This is a genomic window from Saccharothrix mutabilis subsp. mutabilis, from assembly GCF_039521145.1.
Lineage (GTDB): Bacteria > Actinomycetota > Actinomycetes > Mycobacteriales > Pseudonocardiaceae > Actinosynnema > Actinosynnema mutabilis.
This window is the reverse complement of sequence record NZ_BAAABU010000029.1, coordinates 1-12380: the sequence shown is the minus strand read 5'-3', so window position 1 is coordinate 12380 and position 12380 is coordinate 1. Positions and strand designations below refer to the sequence as shown.

12 protein-coding genes are annotated in these 12380 nt (G+C 71.9%); 5 read left to right on the top strand and 7 right to left on the bottom strand.

The annotated features are described in order from the left end of the window. The first annotated feature begins 88 nt into the window (after positions 1-88). A complete protein-coding gene (locus ABD126_RS35075) occupies positions 89-943 on the top strand; it encodes a class I SAM-dependent methyltransferase (protein ID WP_343939257.1) in 855 nt (284 codons plus the stop codon). Here the strand turns inward: ABD126_RS35075 and ABD126_RS35070 are convergent. Together ABD126_RS35070 and ABD126_RS35065 are read right to left on the bottom strand one after the other, a co-directional pair. After that, complete coding sequence (locus tag ABD126_RS35070) at positions 918-1391, bottom strand: GNAT family N-acetyltransferase (RefSeq protein ID WP_343939255.1); 474 nt, start codon at positions 1389-1391, stop codon at positions 918-920. The two genes, ABD126_RS35075 and ABD126_RS35070, sit on opposite strands and share 26 nt — an antisense overlap. Positions 1392-1401: 10 nt before the next feature. After that, positions 1402-1818 (bottom strand): DUF3995 domain-containing protein, encoded by a 417-nt coding sequence (locus ABD126_RS35065; RefSeq protein ID WP_343939253.1) that lies wholly within the window; start codon positions 1816-1818, stop codon positions 1402-1404. 130 nt (positions 1819-1948) lie between these two features. Between ABD126_RS35065 and ABD126_RS35060 the strand changes: the two genes are divergently transcribed. Both ABD126_RS35060 and ABD126_RS35055 read left to right on the top strand, forming a co-directional pair. Then, entirely contained in the window at positions 1949-2974 is a 1026-nt protein-coding gene (locus ABD126_RS35060) for an LLM class flavin-dependent oxidoreductase (RefSeq protein ID WP_343939400.1), read from the top strand. 120 nt (positions 2975-3094) lie between these two features. Continuing rightward, positions 3095-5473: an ATP-binding cassette domain-containing protein gene (locus tag ABD126_RS35055; protein ID WP_343939251.1), complete on the top strand. Its 2379-nt coding sequence runs from the start codon at positions 3095-3097 to the stop codon at positions 5471-5473. Here ABD126_RS35055 and ABD126_RS35050 read toward each other — a convergent pair. Further along, positions 5458-6027, bottom strand: a complete 570-nt coding sequence (locus tag ABD126_RS35050; RefSeq protein WP_343939249.1) for a TetR/AcrR family transcriptional regulator — start codon at positions 6025-6027, stop codon at positions 5458-5460. The genes ABD126_RS35055 and ABD126_RS35050 overlap by 16 nt on opposite strands. Before the next feature lie 99 nt (positions 6028-6126). Between ABD126_RS35050 and ABD126_RS35045 the strand changes: the two genes are divergently transcribed. Both ABD126_RS35045 and ABD126_RS35040 read left to right on the top strand, forming a co-directional pair. Further along, entirely contained in the window at positions 6127-6633 is a 507-nt protein-coding gene (locus tag ABD126_RS35045) for a DoxX family protein (protein ID WP_343939247.1), read from the top strand. A gap of 122 nt (positions 6634-6755) precedes the next feature. Beyond that, positions 6756-7790, top strand: a complete 1035-nt coding sequence (locus tag ABD126_RS35040) for a medium chain dehydrogenase/reductase family protein (RefSeq protein ID WP_343939245.1) — start codon at positions 6756-6758, stop codon at positions 7788-7790. On the opposite strand, the gene ABD126_RS35035 is transcribed toward ABD126_RS35040, so the two are convergent. The 4 genes from ABD126_RS35035 to ABD126_RS35020 form a co-directional block, all read right to left on the bottom strand. Then, the gene (locus ABD126_RS35035) at positions 7771-8280 is read right to left on the bottom strand and encodes an SMI1/KNR4 family protein (protein ID WP_343939243.1); all 510 of its coding nucleotides are present in this window, start codon (positions 8278-8280) and stop codon (positions 7771-7773) included. The genes ABD126_RS35040 and ABD126_RS35035 overlap by 20 nt on opposite strands. A 38-nt stretch (positions 8281-8318) precedes the next feature. Beyond that, complete coding sequence (locus ABD126_RS35030) at positions 8319-9161, bottom strand: NAD(P)-dependent oxidoreductase (RefSeq protein WP_343939241.1); 843 nt, start codon at positions 9159-9161, stop codon at positions 8319-8321. A gap of 42 nt (positions 9162-9203) precedes the next feature. Continuing rightward, on the bottom strand, positions 9204-10097 hold the full coding sequence (locus ABD126_RS35025; protein WP_343939239.1) for a bile acid:sodium symporter family protein: 894 nt from the start codon (positions 10095-10097) through the stop codon (positions 9204-9206). A gap of 129 nt (positions 10098-10226) precedes the next feature. Continuing rightward, on the bottom strand, positions 10227-12113 hold the full coding sequence (locus ABD126_RS35020) for a primary-amine oxidase (RefSeq protein ID WP_343939237.1): 1887 nt from the start codon (positions 12111-12113) through the stop codon (positions 10227-10229). Positions 12114-12380: the final 267 nt, after the last annotated feature.

The window sequence follows — 12380 nt, the reverse complement described above, 5'->3', positions numbered from 1 at the left end:
TCCTGTTGCGCGGGTGTGGCCTCCGGCCCCCGGTTCCATTGTCTCACTTGGGTACGACAAGTTCGGGTGTGCGTGTCAAGCTGGACGCGTGACGATCATCGACGCGTTGCGCGCGCTGACCCGGGGGGAACGGGAGCGGGCGCGGGAGGTGGCTGCCGGAGGGCAGGGGGAGTTGGATCGGGCCCTGGCGGCCTACCTCGCCAGTGATGCCGACGGCACCGTGTACGACCAGCCCGCCGCGTTCAAGGCGTTCATCGACGGCGGCGGCAACGTCGGCCTCTACAAAGCGGTCGGTCGGGCGCTGGGCCGGGTCTACGACGAGGAGCGGCCCGTTCGGTTGCTCGACGTGGGTTGCGGGGACGGGCGGGCGTTGGTGCCCTCGCTGCACGCTGCTCGCGAGCTGCCTCGGCAGGTCACCTTGGTCGAGCCGTCGGAGGCCCTGTTGAGCGGGGCGGTTCGGGGGCTTCAAGGCGTCAAGAACGTCTCGGTGGAGGCTCGGAACCTCGGCGTCCAGGAGTTCCTGGAGCGCGAGCGGGCCGAGTTCGACCTGGCGCAGTCGACGTTCGCCCTGCACGCCCTGCCGCACGAGGAGCGGGACGGGGTGTTGAAGGGGCTCGCGCCTCGGGTGAAGGCGTTGGCGGTGGTGGAGTTCGACGTCCCGGACCTCGACGACGAGGAGCGGTTGGCCTTCCTCGCCGAGACCTACGAGCGGGGGCTGGCCGAGTACGGCGACGACCGCGAGCTGGTGGCCCAGGGTTTCCTGATGCCGGTGTTGACCGGGCAGTTGTTGCCCGGGGCCAAGAGGTCCACCTGGGAGCAGCCGGCCACCTCGTGGGCCGCGCAGGTCGGGCGGGCCGGGTTCACCGACGTCCGGTTGACGCCCCTGTTCGACTACTGGTCGTCGCCGGCGTTCCTGCTCACGGCGTCGGGCGCAGCCGCTTGACGTAGCGGTGGGCGGGGACGTCGACGCCGCCCGGGGCCCGGTGGGTGAACGGGCCCTCGTCGGTCCAGCCCCGGCGCTCGTAGAAGCGGCGGGCGCGGGTGTTGCCGGCGACCACGGCGAGCCACGCCGTGTCGTGGTGGGCGGACACCAGGCGTTCGGCCTCGGCCAGGAGCACGTGGGCCACGCCGCCGCCCCGGTGGTCGGCGGACACGTAGACCTGCTCGACCTCGTCCCCGTGCACCATCGCGAAACCGGCCACCGCACCGTCCACAGTGGCCACGACGGTGCGGTCCACCAGGGCTGCGGCGCGGTCGGCGAACGACTGCTCGGTGCGCGCCGCCACCAGCTCGTCCGGCACGTGGCCCAGGTGCCCGTCGGCCCACCCGCGGTGCCAGATGCCGGCCACCGCGGGCGCGTCCGAGGCCGTCGCGGGTCGCAGCTCCACCACGCGGGCGACCCTAGCCGCTGACGGCGACCAGCGCGGTGGAAGCGGCCAAAGCCAGGCACAGCGGCGAGTAGACGCGGACGTCGAGCCGGGCGTACGCGCTGTCCTCGCGCAACGACGACACCAACCCGGCCGCGCCGCGCAGCAGCAACACCGCCGCCACCACGACCGTGCCGACCACCGGCACCCACCCCGGCCCCGGCACGCCCAGCAGGCCCGCCCGCCCGGCGACCAGGTAGGCCGCCAGCCCGAGAGCGGCGGCCACGGCGCCGGTCAACGGCGCGGACGGCAACCGCTCCACCGGCACGTTCACCACCCGCGCGGCGAACTCCTCCCGCGTCTTCAACGGCCACGTGGAGAACATCCACAGCACGTGCAGAACGCCGACCGCGACCAGCACCAGCGCCGTGACCAGGGCCAACACCGTCATGCCACACCTCACAGAACCATTCCGTACGCCACCGTACGGAAACTGGCCATACGCTAGCGTACGGTTCCTGAGAGGCGTCTTAGCTGAACTCTCAACTATCCGGTGATAGAATGTTCCCGTGTCAACCAGCATGCAGCTCGGGGTCTACAGCTTCGCCGACCGCAACCCGGACCCGGCCACCGGCACGCAGGTGCCCGTCGCCGACGCCCTGGCCCACCAACTGGAGCGGATCAAGCTCGCCGACGAGCTGGGCCTGGGCTTCTACGGCCTGGGCGAGCACCACCTGGAGCAGTACGCCATCTCCAACCCCGGCACGGTCCTGGCCGCCGCCGCGAGCGTGACCTCCGACATCACGCTCAGCAGCGCGGTCACCGTGCTCAGCACCGAGGACCCGGTGCGGGTCTACCAGCAGTTCACCACCCTCGACCAGCTCAGCCGGGGCCGCGCCGAACTGCTCGCCGGGCGCGGGTCGTTCACCGAGTCCTTCCCGCTGTTCGGCGCGAACCTGGAGGACTACGACGAGCTGTACGAGGAGAAGCTCGCCCTCCTGCTCCGGCTGGACCGGGAGAACCCGATCACCTGGGCGGGCCGTTTCCGCGCGCCCCTGGAGAACGCCCACGTCTTCCCGCGCCCGTACGGCGAGCGGCTGCGGATCTCCGTCGGCACCGGCGGCAACCCCGAGTCGTCGGTGCGCGCCGGCCTGCTCGGGCTGCCCGTGGTGTACGCGGTCATCGGCGGTGAGCCCGAGCGGTTCGCGCCGCTGGTGGACCTCTACCGCCGGGCGGGCGAGGCCGGTGGCCACACCGACCTCGAAGTCACCATGAGCGCCATCGGGCTGATCGCGCGCCGCTCGCAGGACGCCAAGGACTCCTTCTACCCGTACTGGCTGGAGACCATGAAGTACGGGGCGCGGGCGCGCGGCTGGGCCGTGCCGTCGCGGGCCGAGTACGACGCGTGGACCGCCGGCGCGCGGTCCATCTTCGCGGGCAGCCCGCAGGAGGTCGCCGAGCGGCTGATCACCGTCGGCAGGCTGGTCGGCGCGAACCGGTACGCCATGCAGATGGACTGGTCGGGCGTGCCGCACAAGCTGGTCATGGAGGCCATCGAACTGCTCGGCACCGAGGTGTTGCCGCTCGTGCGCGCCGAACTGGGCTGACCGGCCCGGGTCCGAGCCGGCCGGGGTCCGAGCCGGTCAGGATTCGAGAAGCGTCGCCATCTGCGCATATATAGCCTGGCGTCCGCGAGCTTGACGCGAGCCGGAGCAGATGGAGAGACGATGAGCAAGTCCAAGGGGAAGACCACGCCGCACCCCGCCGACGGGCACGACCTGATCCGCGTGCACGGCGCGCGTGTGAACAACCTCAAGGACGTGAGCCTGGAGATCCCCAAGCGCCGGCTGACCGTGTTCACCGGCGTCTCCGGCTCGGGCAAGTCCTCGCTGGTCTTCGACACCATCGCCGCCGAGTCGCAGCGGCTGATCAACGAGACCTACAGCACGTTCGTGCAGACGTTCATGCCGACGCTCGCGCGGCCCGAGGTGGACGTGCTCGACGGCCTGACCACCGCGATCATCGTGGACCAGCAGCGGCTGGGGGCCGACCCGCGCTCCACCGTCGGCACCGCCACCGACGCCAACGCCATGCTGCGCATCCTGTTCAGCCGGCTGGCCAAGCCGCACATCGGCTCGCCCGCCGCGTACTCGTTCAACGTCGCGTCGGTGAAGGGCAGCGGCGCGATCACGGTCGAGCGCGGCGCGAAGACCAAGGCGGAGAAGGCGACGTTCTCCCGGCTGGGCGGCATGTGCCCGCGCTGCGAGGGCATGGGGTCGGTCACCGACTTCGACCTGACCGCGCTCTACGACGACACCAAGTCGCTCAACGACGGCGCGCTGACCATCCCCGGCTACAGCATGGACGGCTGGTACGGCCGCATCTTCCGCGGCTGCGGGTTCTTCGACCCGGACAAGCCGATCCGCAAGTACACCAAGCGCGAACTGCACGACCTGCTCTACAAGGAGCCCACGAAGATCAAGGTCGACGGGATCAACCTGACCTACGAGGGCCTGATCCCCAAGATCCAGAAGTCGATGCTGGCCAAGGACAAGGAGGCGATGCAGTCCCACATCCGCGCGTTCGTGGACCGGGCCATCACCTTCGCCACCTGCCCCGAGTGCGACGGCACGCGGCTGAGCGAGGCCGCCCGCGGGTCCAAGATCGCCGGGATCAGCATCGCCGACGCGTGCGCCATGCAGATCACCGACCTGGCCAAGTGGGTCAACGGGCTGTCCGAGCCGTCGGTCGCTCCGCTGCTGGCGGCGCTGCGGCACACGCTCGACTCGTTCGCCGAGATCGGGCTGGGCTACCTGTCGCTGGACCGGCCGGCGGGGACGCTGTCGGGCGGCGAGGCGCAGCGGGTCAAGATGATCCGGCACCTCGGGTCGTCGCTCACCGACGTCACCTACGTGTTCGACGAGCCGACCATCGGCCTGCACCCGCACGACATCCAGCGGATGAACGACCTGCTGCTGCGCCTGCGGGACAAGGGCAACACCGTGCTGGTCGTGGAGCACAAGCCGGACGCCATCGCGATCGCCGACCACGTCGTGGACCTCGGGCCGGGCGCGGGCGCGGCGGGCGGCACGGTGTGCTTCGAGGGCACCGTGGAGGGCCTGCGGGCCAGCGACACCATCACCGGCCGGCACCTGGACGACCGCGCCAAGCTCAAGGACACCGTCCGGGAGCGCACCGGCGTGCTGGAGATCCGCGGCGCGACCCGGCACAACCTGCGCGACGTGGACGTCGACATCCCGCTGGGCGTGCTCGTCGTGGTGACCGGAGTGGCGGGCTCGGGCAAGAGTTCGCTGGTGCACGGGTCGATCCCGGCCGGGCACGGCGTGGTGTCGGTGGACCAGACCCCGATCCGCGGCTCGCGGCGCAGCAACCCCGCCACCTACACCGGGCTGCTGGAGCCGATCCGGAAGGCGTTCGCCAAGGCCAACGGCGTGAAGCCGGCCCTGTTCAGCGCCAACTCCGAGGGCGCGTGCCCGACCTGCAACGGCGCCGGCGTCACCTACACCGACCTGGGGATCATGGCCGGGGTCGCGGTGACGTGCGAGGAGTGCGAGGGCAAGCGCTTCCAGGCGTCGGTGCTGCGGTACCACCTGGGCGGGCGCGACATCAGCGAGGTGCTGGCGATGTCGGTGACCGAGGCGGAGGAGTTCTTCGGGTCCGGCGAGGCGCAGACCCCGGCGGCGCACGCGGTCCTGCGGCGGCTGGCCGACGTCGGGCTCGGGTACCTGTCGCTGGGGCAGCCGCTGACCACGCTGTCCGGCGGTGAGCGGCAGCGGCTCAAGCTGGCCACGCACCTGGGCGACAAGGGCGGCGTCTACGTCCTGGACGAGCCGACGACCGGCCTGCACCTGGCCGACGTCGAGCAGCTGCTGGCACTGCTGGACCGGTTGGTGGACGCGGGCAAGTCGGTCATCGTCATCGAGCACCACCAGGCGGTCATGGCGCACGCCGACTGGATCATCGACCTCGGTCCGGGCGCGGGCCACGACGGCGGGAAGGTCGTGTTCGAGGGGACGCCGGCGGAGCTGGTCGCCGGGCGCGCGACGCTGACCGGCGAGCACCTGGCGGACTACGTGGGCGCCTGACGGGTCGTCCGGAAGAGCGACCGGGCGACCGACCCGGCCAGCTCGACCGGCTCGACACCGGGCCGGTCGAGCGCGCCGGTGTTCCACAGGGTCGCGAAGCCGTGCACGAACGACCAGGCCGCGACCAGCGCCGTCTCCGGGTCGGGGTGGCCCGAGGCGCCGTGCCGCAACGCGTCCCCGGCGCGCGTGTTCGCCGCGGTGACCGTCGGGTCGTCGGCGTGGTAGAGGTCGGGGCGGAACATCACCTCGAAGTGCGCGCGGTGCTCGATGGCGAAGCGCACGTAGGTCGTGCCGAGGTCCACGAAGTCGCCGCCGGAGGCCTTGGTCTCCTCCAGCCGGTCGGCGAGGAGGGTGAAGCCCTCGGCGGCGATGGCGGTGAGCAGGCCGGCCTTGTCCTTGAAGTGGTGGACCGGTCCGGCGTGGGAGACGCCGACCCGACGGGCGAGGTCGCGCAGCCCGATGCCGGCGGGGCCGTGTTCGGCGATCACGTCGAGGGCGGCGTCGAGGACGGCGCGGCGGAGGTCGCCGTGGTGGTAGGGGCGGTCCGTGGTCACGTGGGCAGCGTAGCGGATCTAGACATTGACAAGTTCGCTGGCCGGCGGCAATCTTGTCAGTGTCTAGTTCGTGTTGCCCGGACGTCGGAGGAGTTCGTCATGGCCCCGTTCGTGATCCTTGTGCTGGTTACCGCCGTGCTTGCCGGCTTGCGCGCGGTGGGGTGGCTGCGGGTGCCCGCCTGGCCGTTCGCGGTGCAGTGCGGGGTGGCGGCGATGTTCGTGGCGACCGGGTTGGCGCACTTCATCGGGATGCGGGAGCAGCTGATCGCGATGGTGCCGCCGGTGGTTCCCGCGCCCGGGTTGATGGTGACGGTGACCGGGGTGTTGGAGTTGGCCGGGGCGGTGGGGGTCCTGTGGCGACGGACCGCGTTGTGGGCGGCGGCCGGGCTGACGGCGATGCTGGTGGGGATGTTCCCGGCGAATGTGTATGCGGCGATGAAGGGGATCTCGCCGTCGTTCGGGGATGCGCTGCTGCCTCGGACGCTCATGCAGGTGGTCTTCCTGGCGGCCACGCTGAGCATCGTGATCCACTTCGCCAAGGCCCGCCGAGCAGCCGCTCACCCGACACCCGCGGCCTCCCCGAACCCAGACCACCAGCCCGCCTGACCCCATCGCTTGACTCGCGTCAGGCTGTGAGTGTTCAATCACTCATACCTTCCCCTCAACCGGTCGCTTGCGCCCGGCCACGGCGGGAAGTGTGATTGACTGACCACACACTAGGAGAGCTGATGCGTGCCCTTGAAGTCGTTCTGCCCGGAGCCGTCGAACCGGACGGGCTGGAGTTGCGCCACCGCGACCTGCCCTCCCCCGCCGCCGGGCAGGTCGTGGTGCGGGTCGAGGCGAGCGGGGTGTCGTTCGCCGAGCAGCAGATGCGGCGGGGCAAGTACTACGACCAGCCGCCGTTCCCGTTCGTGCCCGGGTACGATCTGGTCGGCACCGTCGTCCGGACCGGGGCCGGCGCCGGACACCTCGCCGGCGGCCGGTTCGCCGCCTTGACCAAGGTCGGCGGTTGGGCGGACCACGTGCTGCTCGACGCCGCCGACCTCGTGCCCGTCCCCGACGGCGTCGACCCGGCCGAGGCCGAAGCGTTCGTGGTCAACGGGATCACGGCCTGGCGGATGCTGCACCACGTCGCCCGCGTCCGCCCCGACCAGACCGTCCTCGTCCACGGCGCGAACGTCGGCGTCGGCTCGACCCTCGTCCAGCTCGCGCGCCTGGCCGGGGCCACCGTCATCGGCACCGCCTCGCCCCGCCACCACGACGCCGTCCGCGACCTCGGCGCGATCCCGGTCGACTACCGCGCGCCCGACCTCGCCGCGCGCATCGAAGACCTCGCGCCCCACGGCGTGGACGCGGTGTTCGACCACGTCGGCGGGCCCGGCATCGTCGACTCCTTCCGGCTGCTCGCCCCGCGCGGCACGCTCGTCGCCTACGGCACGGCGTCCACCCGCGACGAACCGGGCTCGGCACGCCTGCCGGTGCTCAAGCTGTTCGCCCGCCTGCTCCTGTGGAACGCCCTGCCCAACGGCCACCGCGCCACGTTCTTCAACATCTGGGCGGGCAAGCGCCGCCAGGCCGCCTTCCGCGCGGCCCTGCGGCGTGACCTCACCGAGGTGTTCGGCCTGCTGGCGCGGGGGAAGCTGCGCGCCCGGGTCGCGGCGCGCGTGCCGCTGGACGACGTCGCCCGCGCGGTCGCGCTCGCCGAGTCCGGCACGGTCACCGGGAAGGTCGTGCTCGTCCCGCCTACCGGCACCACGCGGTGACGGTGGCCTCGAAGTCCGGGAACTCGCGGCGCACGTCGGCCAGCACGTCCACCCCGGACTGCCGGCGGTCGGCCGCGAACTTCTCCGCGACGTCCCGCAGTTCCTCGTTCGGGTTCGGGTCGGCGTCGGCGTGCTCGACGACCTCCATCGGCCCGAGCCCGTCGGCCAGCAACCACAGGAACGCGGCCAGGTCCCGCGCGACGACGCCCACCGCGCCCTCGGACCCGAAGAACACCACCGGCTGGTCGACCAGGTCGGCACCCTCGCGAACCGTCCAGAACATGGCCAGGCCGCCGGTGCCGTCCTGCCCGAACACGCGGAACTCGGACCCGTCCAGCTCCTGGTTGCCGGTCCACGACCGGATCCACGACCGGGTGTCCTCGACGGAGGAGAACTCGGTGTACGGCTCGAAGTCGATGCCGTCGTCGTAGTCGAAGGCGCACTCCGCCACGGCGGCGAGGGCGGGTGGCAACCGGCGGTCTTCCGTCACCGGGGAAGGTTAACCGCCCGCGCCGCCGCCGCCCGCGATCAGGTGCCGAACGCGCGGACCACGGCGGCCATGTCCTCGGCGCCCCGGTGGTCGGCGGCGACGCGGTACTGCTCGTGCAGCGCCCGCATCAGCCGGTCGTCGGTGCCCGCCGCCCGCATGGCCTCCATGATCAGGTCCGCGTCCTTGACCGCGCCGCCGATCCCGAACGACGGCGTGAAGTCGCCGGCGATCATCGCCCGACCCTTCGCCTGCGCGTACCCGCTGTCGGTCGGACCGCCCGCGATGACGTCCAGGAACGCCTCCGGCGCCAACCCCAACCCGCGCGTCAACGCCACGGCCTGCGCGGTCGCCGCCGTGATCGACAGGACCCACGAGTTGGCCGCCAGCTTGAGCCGGTGGCCGTCGCCGGGCCGCTCCCCCGCCCACACCGTCCGCGACCCGATCGCCTCGAACACCGGCGCGACCCGGTCGCGCACCTCCCGCGGCCCGGCCGCCAGCACGGTCAGCTTGCCCTCCTCGGCGGGCTTGCGGGTGCCGAGCACGGGCGCGTCCACGAACGGCGTCGAGCCGGCCAGCTCCACCAACCGCTCGGTGCCCTCCAGCCCCACCGTGCCCGACTGCACCCACACCGCGCCGGCCAGGTCCAGCCCGCGCACCACCTCGGCGGTCGAGTCGGCGTCGAACAGCACGGTCAGCACGACGTCCGCGCCCGCCACCGCCTCCGCCGGCGTGTCGGCGACCCGCGCGCCCTCCTCCCCCAGCGGCCGGGCCTTGTCGGCGCTGCGGTTCCACACCGCCACGTCCAGCCCCGCCCGCAGGAGGCTGCGCGCCATGCCCGCGCCCATGATCCCCGTGCCCAGCACCGCCACAGACTTCGTCACCGTGGAACCCCAATCCCTTGTCCGGCAACGACGAATCTGCCATCAGGACACGGAACCCGCATCTTTCGCGGGTGCCGGGGCGTGCGCCCGGGTGAACAGCCAACCCGCCACGGCCGCGATCGGGAACATGATCACCCCGTACACCGCCGCCGGCACGGCCAGCCGCTCGCTGCCCATCACGGTCACCGCGATGGTGATCGCCAGCGTGCTGTTGTGGATGCCGACCTCGAACGCCGACGCCACCGCCTGCCGGTAGGACACCCGGGCCAACCGCGGCAGGAGGTACCCCGCGGTCAGGCTGCCCGCGCAGAACAGCGCCGCGATCAGGCCCACGTCGGCCAGGTAGCCGCCCAGGTTCTCCCGCTCGGCCAGCAGCGCGCCCGCGATCACCGCTACCAGCACCACGGCCGACACGATCCGCACCGGCCGGTCGGCGCGGTCGGCGAACGCGGGTGACCAGCGGCGCACCAGCATGCCCAGCACGACGGGGACCAGCACGATCGCGAACACCTGCGCGACCTTGCCGAACTCCAGCCCCACCGAACCGTCGCCGACCGCCGGCGCGTACACCGCCAGCGCCAGGTTCACCACGACCGGCAGGGTCAGCACGGCGAGCACCGAGTTGACCGCGGTGAGCGTGATGTTGAGCGCCACGTCGCCGCGGAACAGGTGGCTGAACAGGTTGGCCGTGGTGCCGCCGGGCGAGGCCGCGAGCAGCAGCATCCCGACCGCGAGCACCGGGTCCAGGTCGAACACCGACACCAACCCGAAGCACAGCGCCGGCAGCAGCACCAACTGGGTCGCCAACGCCACCGCGACGGCCCGCGGTTCGCGCAGCACGCGGGCGAAGTCGGCGACGGTGAGCGACAGCCCCAGTCCGAACATCACCACCGCGAGCGCGACGGGGAGTCCGACACTCGTCAACGCAGTGCCCATCTGAACCACCTTTCCGGCAGCGAGTGGGCGAATCCTCCTCCATGTCCGGTCCGCCGAACAGTGGTCGTTACCGAACAGCCGTCAACGGCCGCACCCGTCAACAGCCGCACCCGTCAGTGGCCGCACCCGTCAGTGGCCGCAGTGGCACGCCCCCGGCGGGCAGTGGGCGCACCCGGACAGGTCGGGCACGTCCAGGGTCGGGTTGCGGTCGTGGAAGCCCACCGGGCGGAACAGGAAGCCGCTGTAGTCCACCGGCATCACCGGCCAGTCCTCCGGCCGCGGCAGGTGGGTCGGACCGAACACGTGCCAGAGCACCACGTCCTCGTCCACCAGCGGCCGGTCCTGGGCGCTCCACAGGGGCAGGCCCGCGCCGCCCGGGTGCTGGTTCGGGTACTCCCCCGCCGGGTAGCGCTCGTCCTCGTGGAACCGCGTCACCCACAGGTGCTTGGCCGCGAACGCCGCCCGCGCCGCGACCGTGGCGTCCGGCTGGGCCAGCAGCACCGGACCGGGCCTCGGCACCAACTGGTAGGAGCGGCGCTGACCGAGGCGGTTCTCCGCCGTGCCGCGCACCAGCCACGTCCGGCCGCGCAGCGGGTCGGCCAGGCGGGCCGCCGCGGACTCGCGGTCCAGGACGGTGGTCTCGGTGGTGAAGGCGTTGCCGCGCGGGTTGTCCGGGCCGGTCGGGACGCCGACGAAGTCGACCTCCTCGACGGTGTTGCGCGGACCGGCGACCTCGGTGTCCAGCCGCGCGCAGAACAGGTGCTGGTGCACGGGAGCCACGAGACCGGGCGCGACCAGCTCCCCGAACGGCCCGGCCGAGCCCGCCCCGCAGAACACGACGCCGGTGGCCTTGGCCTCCAGCTCGATCGTCCCGTCGAGGTAGAAGTACCAGAAGAAGCCGTAGTCGTAGTTGCCGATCGTGCTGAAGAACGACACCACCAGCCGCCGCGACCGCCGCACGTCCGACGCCCCGGTGAGGATGTTGGTGTGCTTCCACAGCACCCCGTAGTCCTCCTCGTGCATGCAGATGGCCTGCGGGATGGACAGCGGGTGGCCGTGGTCGTCGGCCAGGACGGCGTCGAAGTAGTGGATCACGCCCAGGCAGTCGCAGCCCAGCCGCAGCGAGTTGGCGTTCTTGCCCAGCAGGTACTCGCCCGCGTCGAAGTAGCTGATCCAGTTGCGCCACGGCTCGGGGTCGCCGTACGGGACGACCATCTCGGCCACCGACGCCCGGTACACCACGGGGTCGCCGCCGAACGCGATCCGGTGCAGCGTCAGGCCTTCCCGGGCGTTGAACCCGATCCGGAACGTCCAGCCCTCCCAGGTGACCTCGCTGCCGGAGACGGTGAAGCTCACGCCCTCGGGCTGGGTGATGGAGATCGGCTTGAGCGTCGTGCGCGGCTCCACGCCGGTGTAGTTGCCGTGCTCGACGGGCACCGGCACGTCACCGGAGTCGGTCACCGCGAGCACCTCGCCCGCGATCAGGTCGACCTCGCACAGCAGCCCCTCGACGGGGTGCGCCCACGGGCTGTCGTCCACGTGGTCGCGCAGGAACGTCAACGCCCGGAGAACCCGCCGCCCGCGCAGCAGCGGCTCGTCGAAGTACCCGGGCGACAGCGGCGCGACGAACGCCAACGACCAGTCCTCGATCCCGCGCCGCCGCATCGCGGCCTGCCACCGCGAGTCGGCGCGGACCAGCTCGGCGCTGCGGTCGTACTCCTCGAACAGCACGGCCGGCTGCCCGTGCTTCTCCGGGTCCAGCGGCCGGTAGGACTCCTCCACCCCCGCCGTCACGTCCACCACGGCCTCGGCGACCGCCCCGGTGGCGGTGTCCAACAGCACCGCCCGCACCCGCCGCGGCACCGGCAACCCCAGCCGCACGGCGTCCTTGGGCGGTTCGACCGGCAGCACGCTCGGGAACCGGGTCGTGGCACCGACCCGCCCGGCGGCGACGAGCACCGCGCGCACCCGAGCGATCTCGGGCGCGGTCAAGGGGTCGAGGGGGTGTGTGGTCATGGTCCCCGAGTATTCGAAGCGGCGGTCGCGCGGTCTTGCGTTGCCGTGTACCGGACTTGGGTATCAGCGCACGGCTCCGCATGGCGCGCAGCGCCAGGCCCTTCAGGCGCGCAGCGCCCTGCTTTTGGGCTTTTCCGTCCTCCCCGTATGGCCTGCCCGCAGGGCTACCGCACTTTCCCGGGGTTGGGCCAAAAAGTTTTGCGAGGAACGAGCAAAAGTTTTTCGACCAACCCCGGGAAAGTGTGGTCGGCTCCGCCAGGCCATACG